Raw genomic sequence first — 16,308 nt, 5'->3', positions numbered from 1 at the left:
ATGAGAAGTTTTTGGCTATATGGTGCCTTATGTGTCGCAATCCAAGGGCTGTCGGGATGCGGGTCTAATCCTGTAGCAGAAACGAAGGCCGACGCTCAGGTTAGTGCCAAGGTTACGCAATATGACCGGTTGGTGGTGGCATTTGGTGACAGTCTTTATGCAGGATACCGACTGGCACCCAATGAGGGACTGGCCCCACAATTGCAGGCTGCGCTGAAGGCAGACGGCATCAATGCCCGCGTCCACAATGCCGGGGTATCGGGCGACACCACCGCAGCCGGAAAGGCGCGGCTCGCCTTTGTGCTCGATAATTTGGAGCGAAAGCCCGATCTTGTTGTGCTTGGCCTTGGTGGCAACGACATGTTGCGCGGGATCAAACCTGCGGAAACCAGAGCGAACATGACCGCGATGATGGATGAACTGAAACGGCGTGACATTCCCGTCGTTCTCACCGGCATGGTCGCTGCGCCGAATTTGGGCCAAGATTACGGGAAGTCTTTCAACGGTATATTCCCGCAGATGGCCAAAGAATATGACGCGCCTCTATACCCGTTTTTTCTGGACGGAGTCGTGACTGAAGCCGCGTTAATGCTGCCGGACAACATCCACCCGAACGCCAAAGGGGTATCGCGGGTTGTCGAAGGATTATCGCCGCTGGTCGAAGCCGCTTTGAATGGCAACGACAAAGCTGTATTAGAAAAATAATACAGCTGGGGACGGAAGTGCTTGAAATGCGCGGGCACTCGTTCCATCTGTAATGAATTGCATGGACAGAGGGACTTAGCGATGTCGACCGAAACCGTTACCCAAACAGTACAAGAGCTGAAACTGACCCCACCTGATCCTGTGCCAACAGTAACATCGCAACAGGCAATGGGGCTGGTGCCGGTCACCGACGAGCAGCAAAGTAAGCTTGCGCAGCGGGTAGAGGCTTATGTCTCCGACTTGATAGCGCAGGACGTCAACAGCCCCGAGTTCGGCAAGCGCGTCGACCAGTTGACCAACATGGGCCGCAAGGAAATTATGGAAGCATCGGCCCAGTCGAACCGTTTCCTCGATAAGCCTATTCGCCGCATGGATGCAGACTCGGGCGTTGGCGCGGACCTCGCCGAATTACGCCGTGTCGTCGAAGACCTCGACCCTTCCAAAAAGGGTAACTTGATGACCAAGCAGAAGCTGTTTGGTATCATTCCGTTCGGCAACAAATTGCGCAATTATTTCGACAGCTACCAAAGCTCGCAAACGCATATCAGTTCAATCCTCGGTCGGCTTGGCAATGGCAAGGACGAGCTGTTGATGGACAATGCCGCCATTGATGTGGAGCGGCAGAACCTTTGGGTTGCCATGGGCAAGCTTGAACAGATGATTGTCATGTCGAAGCAACTCGACGCGAAGCTGGAGGAGAAAGCCGCCGAGCTTGAGTTGTCCGATCCGGCGAAGTCGCGGGCGATCAAGGAGAGCGCACTGTTTTATGTACGGCAGCGCACGCAGGATCTGCTGACGCAAATGGCTGTTACGGTGCAGGGTTATCTGGCGCTTGATCTGGTGAAAAAGAACAACGTCGAACTGGTAAAGGGCGTGGACAGGGCGTCGACGACTACCGTTGGCGCGCTTCGCACGGCTGTGACTGTGGCGCAGGCGATGACCAACCAGAAGCTGGTTTTGGACCAGATTACCTCGCTCAACACGACAACAGCCAATATTATCGACAGCACGGGCCAATTGCTGCGCGATAATACCGCACGCATTCATGAACAGGCGGCAGCCGCGACCATTCCGTTGGAAACGCTGAGCCGCGCTTTCCAGAACATCTACGACACGATGGATGCAATCGACACGTTCAAAATGAAGGCGCTCGATAGCATGAAGCAAACGTCTGAAGCGCTCGAGAAGGAAGTCGAGAAGTCCAAAGGCTACATCGCGCGCGCAGAAGGTCAGGCACAAGCCGTAAAGGCAACGCAGGACAGCGGACTACTTGCGGCATTGGAGGGGTAGACAGTGCCGACACTATCCCGTCATTCCTGCGCAGTCCGATCATGGGTTCCCGCCTTCGCGGGAATGACAAAGTCTAGGTAAAAAATGAACAGCCCCGCTTCCAACTCCGATGATACCCTGACCGCAGCAGCGCGTTCGCTGCGCAATGTGCGCATGATGCCGATCGGCACCAAGTCCCAAGCGCTGCGGCGCGCCCATTTTTGGGGCAAGTTGAGCAAGGCGGTGATTGCCGTCGGGGTCGTTCTGATAGGGGCTGGCATAGTCGGCGGGATCATCGGTGGTATTGGCTTCTGGGGCGTTATGATAACCGCTTTACTGGTTGCCGCCGCCGCCTTTGTATTGATGCGTTACCCTGAAATGCCACTGCCAACCACCGAAAGCCTCAAACTGACCGATCTTGGCACATTGGCGGGTAAAACGGAAATCTGGCTCGAGGCACAACGACCCGCATTGCCGCCGCCGGCGGTGACGCTGATGCAGGATATCGGCATAAGGCTGGACCAGCTTGCACCGCAACTTCAAACGCTCGACGACAATGACCCCGCCGCGCGCGAAGTGCGTAAATTGGTTGGCGAACATCTGCCTGAGCTTATCAACGGCTATAAGAGGATTCCCGATAGCCTGAAGCACAAGGAGCATGCTGGTAAAACGCCAGCGCAGCAGCTCGTTGACGGTCTTAAAACCATCGACCGGGAAATAGAAACGATGACGGGGCAGATTTCGCGCGGAGAGCTTGACAAGCTTGCGGTGCGTGGCCGCTATCTGGAAATGCGTTATGACAATGCTGATGCCGATGGGCAGGGACAATAATCAGACACATCATTTTGTTGTCCGTATTCGTCGAGTACTCCAGATTTTTAACCACTGACGCTGCTTTAAGGTGCGTTTTGCGTTATACCGTTGCTTATGGATGAAGATACTAATCGTTCCCCAATGAAGTTCTGTGAAATCGAGACTGTTTTGTCGGACGGTCGACCGGTGTGTCTGCGCACTATTCGGCCAAGCGATGAAGCACATATCCGTTCTGGCATCGCAGAAATGTCGGACCGTTCACGCTATTTACGTTTCTTCTCTGCCTTTCGCACACCGCCTGAATCGATTGTAAAACGCTTGAGTGCGGTCGACGGCCATGACCATATCGGCTGGGGCGCAATATTGATTGATGGGCAAGACCACCCGCCGATTGCAGCAGCACATGCAATTCGTTCTGAGGAACTGCCTTGGCATGGTGAGCTTGCAATTGCGGTACTCGATGAGTTTCACGGTCTTGGCCTTGCCCGGATGTTAATTGCGGCGGTCCTGCTGGATTGTCTTGAAGAGGACTTGCCTGTTCTCGAAATGCAGATGCTGGCGGAAAACCGCGCAGCGCAAAATCTGGTTTCCCATCTGGGTGCAAAACGGACGGCGGCGCTGGACAGTGTAAGTCATTATTGGCTTGATGTGCGCGAGGCGCTCAATATTCTTAGTGGCAAGGAAGAATCCGCCGGTTTGAAAGCCGTATTTGCTGCACGTGGCCAGAACAGATTTTTGCAACCTCCAAATACGCATGATATTAAAGCATAGGTTTGCATAACTACATCAGAAAAAAGGAACAATCGTCAGCAAGGTAATTGCTTCAAAGCAGGTGATTTGCTAGCGATTATTCGGTACAGCGACGTGCAAGCTGAGACTATTTGCGGACGAATGTCCGGACGAAGGGGATGAGGCAATGGATACTAGGATTAGCCATGCATCGCCCTTGTCCAATGAGCGGCTCGGACAAATCGTCGAAGGTTCCGCCAGCGAAGTTTATGTCTTCTCTGTCGAAGACTGCCGCTTCACACTCGTCAACCGCGGGGCACGCGATAATCTGCTCTACACCATGGACGACTTGCGCGATCTAACCCCGTGGGACCTCAAGCCTGAAATCAGCGAAGCGCAGTTTAGGGAATTAATTGAACCTTTGATATCGGGCAGCATTCCCGTGGTGAACTTCAATACGGTTCACCGTCGTAAAGATGGCACGCATTACGACGTCGCAGTTCAGTTGCAGCTAATTCGAAGTGATGATGCCCCGCCTGTGTTTTTTGCAGCGATCCAGGATGTCACTAACCGCAATAAGATCGAACGCGAACTGAGGGATGTTTCGGGGCGGCTTAATGCGATCTTGCATAACACCCAAATGGCGGTGTTTGTGATGGACGATTCACAGCAATGCATATTCATGAACAGCGCGGCTGAGAAATTAACTGGCTACAAATTTGAAGAGACGCAAGGGCGGCCGCTCCATGACGTCATCCATCACAGCTATCCTGATGGGCGGCACTTTCCCTTGCACGAATGTGCGATTGACCGTGCCTTTCCCGAGGAAAACCAGGTCGTGGGCGAAGAAACCTTTGTCCATAAAAATGGGTGTTTCTATCCGGTAGGTTTTACAGCTTCGCCTATTCGTGACGATAATGATGTGGCCATAGGAACCATTGTCGAAGTGCGCGATATTAGCGACGAGATTACTGCGCGTAACGCGATGCACCGGTTCAATGATTCGCTTCAGATCAAAGTTGCGGAGGCAATCGAGGAACGTAAACGTGTGGAAGAGCAACTGCTCCAGGCACAAAAAATGGAAGCGATTGGTCAGCTCACTGGCGGGATTGCCCACGACTTTAATAATTTGCTTCAGGTCATTGGTGGCAGCCTTGAATTACTGCGCCGCGACATCGGAGACAACCCACGGGCGCGACAGCGGTTAGAAAACGCAATGGGCGGCGTCGCGCGCGGAGCCAAGCTTGCATCTCACCTCTTGTCGTTTGGCCGCCAGCAACCACTGCAGCCAAAATCCATCAATGTCGGCCGGTTAATACATGGCATGAGCGAAATGCTGACCCGTTCGCTGGGTGAGGCTGTTGAAGTAGAAACCATCGCCGAGGAGGGCATCTGGAATTGCCTGATTGATTCAGCGCAGGTGGAAAACGCCGTGCTCAATCTGGCAATCAACGCGCGGGATGCGATGAAAGGGACCGGCAAGCTTACGATTGAGGCCGGAAATGTCGTTCTGGACGAGCGTTATGCGTCGGCACATGCGGATTTGACGCCGGGCCAATATGTCATGCTGGCGGTAACGGACACCGGCGCGGGCATGGCACCTGACGTGCTTGAAAAGGCATTTGATCCCTTTTTCACAACGAAGGAACCAGGCAGCGGAACCGGCCTTGGCCTAAGTATGGTGTACGGATTGGTGAAACAATCCGGCGGTCATATCAATATATACAGCGAAGTTGGAATCGGCACGACAGTCCGCATATATCTGCAGCGCACGCGGACTGCGGAGGATACCGAACGCGACGTACCTTTAAATCAGTTTCCGCACGAAACGGCGTCGGCCGAGACAATATTGGTAGTCGAAGACGACGCCATAGTCCGCAGCACCGCTGTAGAAACATTGCGCGAGTTTGGCTTCACCGTCGTTGAAGCTACCAATGCCGAGCGGGCGCTAGCAATCATTGAAAGCGGCGCGAAGGTCGACTTGCTTTTCACCGATGTCGTCATGCCCGGCAATTTACGTAGCCCGGAACTTGCGCGGCGTGCGAAAGAGATCCTACCCGACATCGGCGTTTTGTTTACGTCGGGATATACCGAAAATGCGATTGTCCATGCGGGCCGGCTCGACGAAGGGGTAGAACTGCTGTCCAAGCCCTATACGAATGACCAGCTGTTTCAAAAAATTGGCCGCGTCATGGCAAAAGTTGAAAAGAAGGCAGCTACGGTGGAGCCGGACGACCAATCGCAATCAAAAGCTGGCGGCGAGGACGCAGAGCGGTTGCGCGTACTTGTTGTCGAAGACGAGATACTTATACGCATGAATCTGGCTGAAATGCTGAATGAACTGGGCGCAGAGATAAAAGAGGCGGGCAATTTGTCCGACGCGCAAGCCGCGTTTGCGAGCGGCGATTTCGACATTGTGATCACCGACATCAGCCTTCCGGATGGCAGTGCGGAAAATTGGGTCACTGAGCTTGTGACGAACGGCCACACGGGAATCATCATTTCATCCGGTCACCCTGCTGATGGCGATCTGGCGGCCCATATTGCAGCGAGATCGGTAGGGGTACTCAGCAAGCCCTACGAACTGAATGACGTGGAGCGCTGCATTGCGGAGCGCCGGCAATAACCGACGGCGTTGGCGAGATCATTCAACCGGCCCAGCTTTGCCGGTCGTGACTATGTCTTTGGTGAAATACAATTGCGTGGTCAAAAGCGCACGAAATGTGTTGTATCCGCCCGTATTCGGGTGAAACGCATGGAAAAACAATTGCGGCTTTCCATCCAGTCCCGGGCGACCGATGCATGCCCGGGTGCCCACCAGTCGGGCCGCGATTTCAACAGGGGCTTTGGCTGTTTGACATATGGCCCCAATGGATGATCCGTCTGGCCCCAATGGATTATCCGTCGCTATCTTATCATATAAATCATCTTAAATAGACAGGAGATAGTCGTTGGCGGGTTCGAAAACGAGCAGAGAGGTTTTTGGGAAGCTCGCCGATGGGGATAGCGTCGAAGCGGTCACGCTGACCAATGCCGCTGGCATGTCGGTTAAAATCATCAGCTATGGTGCTTCCATTCAGTCGGTCTGCATCCCTGATGTACGGGGCTATGTCGCCGATGTTACGCCAGGTTATACAACGCTGGATGAATATGTTGCGCAACCGCAGTTTTTTGGCTCAACCGTTGGTCGGGTTGCCAACCGCATCGCACATGCCCGTTTCACGCTGGACGGCACAGAATATCATGTGCCGGCAAATGACGGCGTGAATTCCTTGCATGGCGGGGAAGTCGGCTTTGACAAGGTCAATTGGATTGTGACGGATTGCGACGAAGACGCGTTGTCGGTCACGTTACTGTATATTAGCCCAGACGGGGATCAGGGATATCCTGGAAATTTATCGGTGACTGCGACGTATCGGTTAAGCGAGGACAATGCAGTATCCGTCCATTACCGCGCCACGACCGATGCGCCGACGTGCGTGAATCTGTCCAATCACGCTTATTGGAACTTAGGGGGCGAGGGTTCGGCATATGATGCGATGGATCACCTGCTGATGATACCAGCCGAGCGTTTTCTGCCCGTCGACAGCGCGCTTATTCCAACTGGAGAACGGCGCAATGTTGCAGGCACCGCGTTTGACTTTCGCACGCCCACGCCCATCAAGAACCATGTCCGCGATGTTGCCGATGAACAATTGCGTCATGGTCGGGGGTTTGACCATAATTGGGTCATTGATGAAGCCGTCGCACCTGCACCGCGCCTTTTGGCCTTGCTGGAGGATCCACATTCCGGGCGGACTATGACATTGTATTCCAACCAACCGGGGCTGCAATTTTATTCAGGTAACTTCTTTGACGGTTCCACTGCCGGAAAGGCGGGGAAAAGCTATCGCATGGGTGACGCGATCGCGCTTGAGCCGCAGATGTTTCCTGATGCACCTAATCAGCCGGCGTTCCCGTCGGTCACGCTCCTTCCGGGGGAGGTCTACGAAAATAGCATTATCTGGCGATTTGGTACGACCAAGGAAGAACTTGCATGAACTCTCGAGCTCTTGCGTTCACCATCGTATTATCGGTTAGCGTGTTGAACGGTTGCGCGGCGGTTCGGGACATTGCACCTGCACGTCAGTTTGTTGCCAACCCTGTCCTTGATGCGAATTTTCCCGACCCTGCATCCTTGAAGGCACCGCGTTTGATTTTCGCACACCCAACAGCTTGATTTTAGGGGAGAATGGCCGTTGGATTGCGCTAGGGCACAATGCCATCGTGCACGACGGCAACGGCCAATATTGGACACTCTATCATGCAGTGGACGCCACCCGTTCACGCGAAAAGGCGACCGATGATGTCAACTCGCGGCGTGTGATGCTTTTGAGCCCGATGGAGTGGGTCGATGGCTGGCCTGTGATCATGCCGCCGCTTGCCGAATAGACACGTTTCAGCGCGCCACCAAGGTGTCGGGCGCGCTTGTCAGGCAGTAGTTCGCAAGGAAGATTTGCCCTCTAAACAGGCTGGCGCGATTTATATTCCCGTCGCCTGATTTTCACTTTTGCTAGTCCTAGAAACGCGGGAACTTAACGCCGCAGCGGCTGTTGACTTCACAGTGCGATGACATGCCCGTCGGCCTTATGAGGTCGCCGGGTTCCCCGGAAATTCGCCATTAAGGAGAGACTATATGACTGATGATAATCGATCAGCGTTTGGTGGTAACGATGCCAACCGTGGACCTTATGAAAACAACTCAAACGGCATTACCGGCGCGCAAAGCGGCATGGGTGCTGATATGGACAATGGGCAAATGAACCAGCAGTCCGGAACGCACCAGACAGGCGTTGCGTCTGCGGTTTTCGACAATGAGCAAGAGGCGCAACAGGCCGTTGTCGCATTGCGTGAGATTGGCGTCAGAGACAGTGATTTGTCGATTATTGCGCAATCAAAAGGCACGATGACGACGCGCGAAGGTGGCGGTGAGGTCACTGATGAGGAACATACAAGTTACCTGCGTGGTATTTTGGGCGGCGGTGCTTTAGGCGCTGGTCTCGGCGTTGCCGCATTGGCCATTCCAGGCGTCGGTCCACTTGCAGCGATTGGTGCTATTGCGGCTAGTGTCGTACCCGAGGCAATGGCAATCGGTGCAATCGCGGGTGCCGCTGCTGGTACTTTCAACGAAGCGTTGAAGGAGCATGGGGTCAGCGATGAAGATGCTACTTATTATGGTGGCCAAATGAAACATGGCGGTGTGTTGGTGACGGTAAATTCGTCCGACGTGGACCAGTCACAAGCGCAAGATGTATTGTATCGATATGGTGGCCATTCATCATCGCGTGCGCGCAACATGGCGGTTTAAGGCCAAGCTTATCTAGATTAAATGGGTGCCTCGCGGCTTGTCGCGGGGCACTTTTTTTGCCCTTATCCTGCGATGAACAATGAAACGCGGTAGGTATCATTGCTTGGGGAACTATTTATAAAACTTCCGAAAACCCTGTAGTGTAAAATGCCGTAACACCTCATATAATTAAAGTTATAAATCCGGGGGGATATGGTGCGTGACTCAGGCAAATAGGGCTGTCGTCCATCGGGTTAAGTGCAAAATTCTTGTTGTCGATGACGAGTGCGATATTTTGCCCGAGTATCAAGAATTTTTCGAATTTGCGGGTTTTCCAACAGAAACGAGCGCTGACCCTGTTGAAGCGCTCAACCTTGTTCTCAACACACCGGATATTGGCGTAGTCATCACTGATTTACGCATGGCAAAGCTTAATGGTGCGCGCATGATCCATGACGTGCGTGCGGCGCTTCCGCCTGAACGACGGGTTGAATTCATCATATTGACGGGCGATGCCAGCGCGTCGCAGTTTGATTTCGTCCCCGATGTGCCCGTGTTTCTGAAACCGGCCAACACTAATGCACTGGTTGCAGCGGTCCACGCGGCGATGTCCAGACCTTGAGTTTGCGGTCAACCGCATCATTGCTGCCGAAGACTCGGCTTCAAGATGCGGTTGTAGCAATATCTCTCGGACTACTTGGGTTTGCATTCAATATACTTGAACTACCCCTTGGATGGGGCGTGCATTTTCTTTTTGGAAATGCCCTTATTTATGCCTTTGTTCGTGTTGTCGCTCCACAAACTTTGGTCGTCGCAATTTCGGTCTCGAGCCTTTGGACAATCTTTCTGTGGAACCATCCATGGGCGTGGCTGGTGTGGATTTGCGAAGCCATTTTCGTAGCGTTTTATGCCCGGAGAAGTTCTCCCGTGCGCAGTGACGTGATTTTCTGGCTTGTACTTGGCGCACCTTTGCTTTTCGTCACATGCGGTGCATTTCTCCAAATGGATATGCTGTCGCTGGTGTTGGTAATACTCAAGCATGCGGCCAATGGCATTTTGAACATTGTCCTTGGTGAAATATTTTATGTGGCGCTGATCGCCGCAAATCCACTTTCAAAATTTGGGCATTGGCCAAAGCTGAGGACGGAAAGTGCTGTCATTACATTATTGATGGCGGTTATCCTGATACCTACTACCGCTTACCTCGCGCTCGATGTGCCGAGCCGGGAAAAGGCGGCGCGGCAATATGTGGGCAGAGGCCTTGAATATCAGCTGCGTGTAAGCGACGTTGCGTTAAAAAGCTGGATCGAGTCCCGAAGCGCGGTGCTTAGGGTGTACGCGGAACAACAAATTGAGGGCACCGCCGGCGCGAACAGTCGGATCATGGATAATCTGTTACACGAGTTCGCGGAGATAAGAATTAACAGCCAGGGACAAAGCAGCAAATCGTCCGGAGCCGGAGATGCCATGCCGCTGGTAAATCGGGTACCAAGCCAAAACGCTGTCCTTGCCCAGCCTAGGCTTCGTGTTGTTGCATCGCCCCAGGGTAGGAACCAGCCATCGCAATTTGGTTTAATTGTTCCATTCAACACCAATGGCGAAGCTGGAGTCATTGTCGCGCAGTTGCGGGCAGATGTGTTGACAGATCTTATAATCGGGCAACGGCAGAGCCAAGATCATGGCGTGTTTCTTGTAGGCCCGCAGCAGGAGATATTAACGTTGTCGCCCGGCCAAGCGTCGTCGCTTGCGCAACTTAAACAATTACCAAACGCCACACGAATAGCGTCTCTGCGTGCTCCGGTGCTTATGAATAAAGTCATTTATGGCCAAGCCGTCATGGCAAACGTCGGAATGGCGCAGGTACTGCGGTCAAACATGATGGCGGATCTGCCCGGATGGCAGGTAATTACCGTTGCACCACTGGCACCTGCGGTGGCTAAAGCACGCCAAGTGCAACTGCGACAATTTTTCGCGCTTATCATTTTTGTTCTGCTGATTACCGTGGCAGCGTCTAAGCTGAGTCGGAGCGTTTCGCTTACGTTTCGCCGGTTGTCACAGTCGGCCTACGACATTGCTGCTTCGGGGGCACCGCGGGATCCGGTTGGTGACGCGGTTATTGAAGAAGTGAATGAGATTTCAGGCAAAATTGCGCGCGCTGGTACAAGAATGGGGCTGGAGCGCGGCGCTCTGATGAGCGCGCAGCGGCGGTTGTACAATATCGCACAGCAAGCGCCGGTGATCGTTTATGCGCTGGATGTGATGGCGGACGGCCAAGGAAACCTTGTGTATGTCAGCGATTCCCTGGAAAAAATTATGGGATACACGCCCGCTGATACGGCTACACCGGGATGGTGGATCCAAGTCATCCACCCAGACGATATTCTTCTGCGTAATGAAGCCTTTGGGGTCCTTTCGCCCGATAAGGCAGTAAATGTCGAATATCGGGTGCGGCACAAAAGTGGCCATTATGTCTGGGTCTGGGACAGTATGCGTGTTGAAGCCAATCCCCACACGGGGAAGTTGGAGGGCAACGGCGTTATTATGGATATATCGCAGCGCAAGACTGCGGCAGAGCAGCTTTTGCAAGCTGATAAAATGGCGAGCCTTGGCCGTATGATTTCAGGCACGGCCCACGAATTGAACCAACCGCTTAACTTCATAAAAATGGCTGCATCAAATCTTCGCGAGAATACATTGCGGGGCCAAATGGATGCCGACCGATTCATGCCGAAACTGGAGAATGTGTTGGCTCAGGTTGAGCGTGCATCACCGATCCTTCTTCAAATGCGCGTGTTTGGCAGAACGCCAAAGGAATCGGCGCATCCATTTGACGTCAACTCTGCTGTCGACGCCGTTGTAACGATGGTGGCACCACAATTCGAACTTGATGGCACGCAGGTGTCCGTGGAGAAGCACGGCGGTCCGCTTCATGTTATCGCCCTGCCAATGCTACTGGAACAGGTTCTGTTAAATTTGCTCCTCAACGCCAATGACGCCATTCGATCGCGGCAGCGAGGGGCTGAGGTTTCCAAAGGCAAGATAGTAATCGGTCTTGAACGTTGCGACCATCAAGCGATTATCACGGTGACGGACAATGGGACAGGAATTCGGCCCGACGTACTTCGGCAGATATTCGATCCGTTTTTCACGACCAAGCCGGCGAAAGAAGGAACTGGCCTTGGTCTATCCATTAGCTACGGCATCATCAGCGATTTGGGCGGTGTAATCCGGGCAAGTTCAAACCGCAACGGGGCGTGCTTTACGATCGAACTGCCGTTGGCTGGGGCAGTGGTGAATTGAAGCGGGAAACATAGTTTCGTAGCTGTCAGTCCGCCCATTCCCCATAAATTTCAGACCCCGCGGCATTTGTAATCTGCATCTTGTCGAATCTGGCCAGGATTACGCAGAACGGCCGCTGATTGGGATCTACTGACGTGCATTGGAACGGGATTTTCTGGTCGGAGGCAAGGCGGCCAGTAAGGATCAGTTTAAGACCGTTTTTGTCGGGCAACTGCTCGGCGGCCAAGCGTTTTGAAACCCGATAAGGTGCACCATCGCGATCGTCAGCCCGTGGTCGTTCTTCGCTGGCAATCTCTGCAATCGCAAGCGACTTTGCGTCGGCTGGGGTAGCTGTAAGCGGGGTATCCGGAACCGCTGGACATTTGCCCTGCCGAAGCGATTCGCGTTCAATCCAGAAGCTTTTTGCAAAATCAGTGGATTGGGCGGCAGCACATATTATCCAGTAATCAAAGGACCAATTTGGCGAAACTTTGGGTAAGCCTTGGCGCTGAGCTTATAATGGCGATATTGGTTATCGGGTTGATCGCCTTTATTGGCATGATGTCGCCGATGGGCGACCAATAACTGGTATTGCCTATAAAGGATAAGTCACGTGAAAATCATAACTGCTAAATTTCGTTTTGCACAAATCGCGGCTCTTGTAGCAACCCCTTTGCTCCCGGCTGTCGCGCATCCTGACTCGGCCACATCGCCAACTGCGCCAGCGACAACAGGGCAAAGCGTGCCGGTAGCCCCAAACACCGCGGTTGGGGTTGTCGATGCCTTTCACGCCGCATTAAAACGCAATGACAGCAAGACGGCGCTTGGGTTGTTGGCCCAAGAAGTTATGATTTTTGAATCGGGCGGCGTCGAAAACAGCCGCGCTGAATATGCGGCCCATCATCTGAAATCTGACGCGGAATTCAGCGCGGCAACTATACGCACGCCTGTGAGCCAGCATGTTACCAAAGAAGGGAACATGGCCTCAGTCATGCGTGTCGAAATTGTTACAGGCAACTTTCGTGGGCGTCCGGTCAACAGCCGATCGGTTGAAACAATGGTTTTAAACTTGACTGATGCAGGGTGGCGGATTGTCCACATCCACTGGTCATCCGCTGATCGCACCGACAAAATTGCTCCTCCTGCGAAATGAAGCCTCGCGCCGCGCGGGCGACGTCATGTGAATTCCTGAATGCAAGAAAATTGCCTGCACGCGCGACCTTGAATTGGTCGTCGGTGCAGGCGCAATGTTAAGTATATATGCAGCTAACGGTGATCATCGGCTCCGCGGTGTAGCCAATACAATCGCGACGCGTGTTCCGCTGTTGGCATTTGCAATCGCCAGATCAATTTGAGGCTTAGCTTCGCGATAGACCGATTGCGGGCAGCGGGACTCGTATTTCATCATTGGGGACTGTCCACTGTAGATGACATTGCAAACCTGATTGGCTGCCTTCCTGACTCGCGAAATCAGCACATCCTGATTTTGTCGGCTTGCCAGATCGAGGTCCGAATAATGGACCCGGCGCTCAACGACATCGTTACGCTTGGCCTTGCCCTCAACGACCGTGTCTTGGGCGAAAAGTGGCGCTGTTATGGATACTGCAAGTGCCAGGATGGTTCCAATTTTCAGTGATCGGTTCGCAGCGGCAGAGCCGATAAATGTTATTCCAGTCATGATTATGCCTTTCAAAACGGTGGTGGGGGGCGCGGCCATGTTTTCATCTTCAATAGGAAGGCTTTCTATCAGTTATTCAGGGAATTGACGTTGTCGTCCCCATTAAATGAACCTGAATTTTATCTGAAGTTTCTGAAACGAAATGACACCAGCGGTAAAGTCTGGTAAATTTCTGAATAATGGTCGCAGACTCGCCGTGACACGGCACACAATATTTGTGGACTGGACCTATGGAACAATTTGAAGTGATGCTTGGGCACCATATATTGTTGCCGTTCCGACAGCTTCGGTATGATCACCGCCCGGTGCCAATCGGCAACAAGGCACTGCAGATATTGTCCACGCTCGCGGCTGCTAAAGGCCAAATTGTCACCAAATATGATTTGATGAATATTGTTTGGTCGGGGCTTATCGTTGATGAAAATGCCTTGCATGTCCATGTGGCATCCGCGCGCAGGGCGCTCGGGTCTGACGCGAGGTTACTAATTACCGTGCGTGGGTTGGGCTACAGGCTGGATAGCCGCCTCACGGATTACAACTCGGTCACAGAACTCCGTCAATATAGCTCGATAGCGGTGCTGGCGTTCCTGAACATGACCGGCAATCCTGCAATGGATTATCTGGGTGATGGTATTTCGGAAGAACTGATTAATTCCCTGTCGCGCACGCCGCATATTAAGGTGTCGTCACGCACGTCGAGTTTTGCATTCAAGCATAACAATGTCGATGCCCGCCATATCTGCGAGAAATTAGGCGTCGATGCGCTTGTTGAAGGTAGTGTGCGCATGGCCGGCGCACGCGTCCGCATAACCGCACAGCTTATCGATGGAGAGGATGGCGCGCATAAATGGTCAAAAAACTTCGACCATGAATTCGCCGATTTGTTTGTGTTGCAGGGGGATATTACAGACGGGATTATGCAATCTCTGGAACGTTTTTTAAATGTTGGCTGAATGATGGATATGTGAAGGTGGGCGCAAGGCCCACCTTCCCGGGGTTTACATTCCGTCCAGACCCTTGCTGACCAGAATGTTGATTGCGACACGGCGGTTTTGTGCCTTGCCTTCATCGGTGGTATTATCCGCGGCAGGATCTGCCTCTGCCATGCCCGTTGGTGTCAACATGCGATACGGCTTCCATCCGCAAGCCTGCTGCAGATAGTTGACCACGCGGCTCGCCCGCTTTTCACTCAATTCCTGGTTGAAGTCATAATCGCCGGTCGAGTCTGTGTACCCAACAACAAGCACAAGCGCGTTATCCATGGCATTGGCTTGAGTCGCTGCGGAACACAGATCAGCTTGTGCCTGTTGCGACAAATTGGTTTTTCCTGTGTCAAAGTATACATTGGTCGTCCCTTTGACATTATACTGGTCGATGTCAGCTACGCGGCTGCGCAAAGCCTCTGTCGCCGCTGTTTGCTCGGCAAAGCCCTGCACAGTGCCCGTGCGGATCATCGTTGCAGTTTTCAGGTCCTTACCGCGAAGTTTGATCTGGCTTGCAACCAGGCCGCCGCCCCATTGAACAGTTTTGGCCGTAACTGGCAGACCGTTCAGCAGCGAGCCCGTGGCGAGCTTGGTACGGTTCATGCCAAAAAGACCATTACTTGAACGGATCTCGGTTCCGTCGCTGAGAAAGACAACGGTGTTTGTTCCGTCGGCGGTGGTCACTTGGATCCGGTTATCGCTGCGCGCCGAAATAAAACCGTCTATATCTGGTCCAGCGGTTAGGCCGGTCAAATCTGCGGGGGGGGATCCAACGACTGTGGTGCCAACTTCGGCTTCTTGAATATCCTGTTGTTGTGCCGATGCGGAAGCCCAGCCCGGAAGTGTGAGCAGGGCAAGCAGGCAAGCGCTGCTGTAGATTTTCGATTTGCGGGTCATGTAAAGTTTACTCCAAATTCTGCCTAGAATTGATAGTCCAAGGAACGCGTTGCAGGTTCGGACCCGAACGGATCCAGCAATCGGAAGCGTGAGCGCTGGTATTTTCATCCTTTCTCGTGGATGAACGCATCTGCAGAATGCGGCTATGTGGAGACGATGTTGCGGTGAGTTGAGCGCGTAATAATGCGTCAGTATTCTTGAAATGTTGCGGGCACAGCAGATCAATTCGGAAAATCGCGAACGTGGTGACGAATTGCAACGGCAGAATTTTGACAAAGAAAAGCCGCCGCCCATCTTATCGACAGGCGGCGGTTCAAACTATTGGTGCCATTGATGAAGACGCTTACAGCCTCTCCGGTCGCGTGACCGGGAACTGGCATCAGATTGAAAATAGCGCTGGTAAAACCAAAACCAGTGTTTGGAAATTTTCCAAACATAGATTTAATATTATCATGCAAATAGATGCATTTGACTGATTTTTGTATTTTAAAGATTACGCATCTAAACATCGCGGCATCGTGCCCTAGATTTTAACAAAATGGGCCACTGGGCGGTCCCCATCATGACCCGGCTGGAGCAGATTAGGTACTATTTGAGGAACGTAATGCCAATTCTCTCGTTGAACCAAT

At 52.9% G+C, this 16,308-nt stretch carries 16 protein-coding genes; 14 read left to right on the top strand and 2 right to left on the bottom strand.

Going from position 1 to position 16,308, the window contains the following annotated elements:
* The 12 genes from ACLL9E_RS08475 to ACLL9E_RS08420 all read left to right on the top strand — a co-directional run bounded on the left by ACLL9E_RS08475 (position 1) and on the right by ACLL9E_RS08420 (position 13,274).
* Positions 1-705, top strand: coding sequence for an arylesterase (locus tag ACLL9E_RS08475; protein WP_411291303.1), 705 nt, complete (start codon positions 1-3; stop codon positions 703-705).
* 81 nt (positions 706-786) lie between these two features.
* A complete protein-coding gene (locus tag ACLL9E_RS08470) occupies positions 787-1,995 on the top strand; it encodes a toxic anion resistance protein (protein WP_411291302.1) in 1,209 nt (402 codons plus the stop codon).
* 84 nt (positions 1,996-2,079) lie between these two features.
* Complete coding sequence (locus ACLL9E_RS08465) at positions 2,080-2,805, top strand: hypothetical protein (protein ID WP_411291301.1); 726 nt, start codon at positions 2,080-2,082, stop codon at positions 2,803-2,805.
* Positions 2,806-2,901: 96 nt separating this feature from the next.
* A complete protein-coding gene (locus ACLL9E_RS08460) occupies positions 2,902-3,558 on the top strand; it encodes a GNAT family N-acetyltransferase (RefSeq protein ID WP_411291300.1) in 657 nt (218 codons plus the stop codon).
* A 145-nt stretch (positions 3,559-3,703) separates the two neighbouring features.
* Positions 3,704-6,142: a PAS domain S-box protein gene (locus tag ACLL9E_RS08455; RefSeq protein WP_411291299.1), complete on the top strand. Its 2,439-nt coding sequence runs from the start codon at positions 3,704-3,706 to the stop codon at positions 6,140-6,142.
* Positions 6,143-6,467: 325 nt separating this feature from the next.
* Positions 6,468-7,556: an aldose epimerase family protein gene (locus ACLL9E_RS08450; protein ID WP_411291298.1), complete on the top strand. Its 1,089-nt coding sequence runs from the start codon at positions 6,468-6,470 to the stop codon at positions 7,554-7,556.
* Entirely contained in the window at positions 7,553-7,735 is a 183-nt protein-coding gene (locus ACLL9E_RS08445; RefSeq protein ID WP_411291297.1) for a hypothetical protein, read from the top strand. The genes ACLL9E_RS08450 and ACLL9E_RS08445 overlap by 4 nt, the downstream gene beginning before the upstream one ends.
* 47 nt (positions 7,736-7,782) lie before the next feature.
* Positions 7,783-7,947, top strand: coding sequence for a hypothetical protein (locus ACLL9E_RS08440; RefSeq protein WP_411291296.1), 165 nt, complete (start codon positions 7,783-7,785; stop codon positions 7,945-7,947).
* 244 nt (positions 7,948-8,191) lie between these two features.
* Positions 8,192-8,863 carry a hypothetical protein gene (locus ACLL9E_RS08435; RefSeq protein ID WP_411291295.1) on the top strand — a complete coding sequence of 224 codons (672 nt, stop codon included), beginning with the start codon at positions 8,192-8,194 and terminating at the stop codon, positions 8,861-8,863.
* Positions 8,864-9,062: 199 nt separating this feature from the next.
* Positions 9,063-9,464: a response regulator gene (locus tag ACLL9E_RS08430; RefSeq protein ID WP_411291294.1), complete on the top strand. Its 402-nt coding sequence runs from the start codon at positions 9,063-9,065 to the stop codon at positions 9,462-9,464.
* Between the two features lie 119 nt (positions 9,465-9,583).
* On the top strand, positions 9,584-12,142 hold the full coding sequence (locus ACLL9E_RS08425; protein ID WP_411291293.1) for an ATP-binding protein: 2,559 nt from the start codon (positions 9,584-9,586) through the stop codon (positions 12,140-12,142).
* A 592-nt stretch (positions 12,143-12,734) separates the two neighbouring features.
* Positions 12,735-13,274 (top strand): YybH family protein, encoded by a 540-nt coding sequence (locus tag ACLL9E_RS08420; RefSeq protein ID WP_411291292.1) that lies wholly within the window; start codon positions 12,735-12,737, stop codon positions 13,272-13,274.
* Positions 13,275-13,397: 123 nt separating this feature from the next.
* On the opposite strand, the gene ACLL9E_RS08415 is transcribed toward ACLL9E_RS08420, so the two are convergent.
* Entirely contained in the window at positions 13,398-13,799 is a 402-nt protein-coding gene (locus tag ACLL9E_RS08415) for a UrcA family protein (protein WP_411291291.1), read from the bottom strand.
* A gap of 230 nt (positions 13,800-14,029) precedes the next feature.
* Between ACLL9E_RS08415 and ACLL9E_RS08410 the strand changes: the two genes are divergently transcribed.
* Positions 14,030-14,752 carry a winged helix-turn-helix domain-containing protein gene (locus tag ACLL9E_RS08410; RefSeq protein WP_411291290.1) on the top strand — a complete coding sequence of 241 codons (723 nt, stop codon included), beginning with the start codon at positions 14,030-14,032 and terminating at the stop codon, positions 14,750-14,752.
* Between the two features lie 45 nt (positions 14,753-14,797).
* Here the strand turns inward: ACLL9E_RS08410 and ACLL9E_RS08405 are convergent, their stop codons facing one another.
* Positions 14,798-15,679 (bottom strand): OmpA family protein, encoded by an 882-nt coding sequence (locus ACLL9E_RS08405; RefSeq protein ID WP_411291289.1) that lies wholly within the window; start codon positions 15,677-15,679, stop codon positions 14,798-14,800.
* A gap of 269 nt (positions 15,680-15,948) precedes the next feature.
* Here ACLL9E_RS08405 and ACLL9E_RS08400 point away from each other — a divergent pair, with 269 nt between their 5' ends.
* Complete coding sequence (locus tag ACLL9E_RS08400; protein ID WP_411291288.1) at positions 15,949-16,155, top strand: hypothetical protein; 207 nt, start codon at positions 15,949-15,951, stop codon at positions 16,153-16,155.
* Positions 16,156-16,308 lie beyond the last annotated feature (153 nt).

The organism is Sphingorhabdus sp., assembly GCF_046596595.1.
Taxonomy (GTDB): Bacteria; Pseudomonadota; Alphaproteobacteria; order Sphingomonadales; family Sphingomonadaceae; genus Sphingorhabdus_B.
Note: the sequence above shows the minus strand (reverse complement) of the source record. Positions and strands in the feature narration are given on the sequence as shown.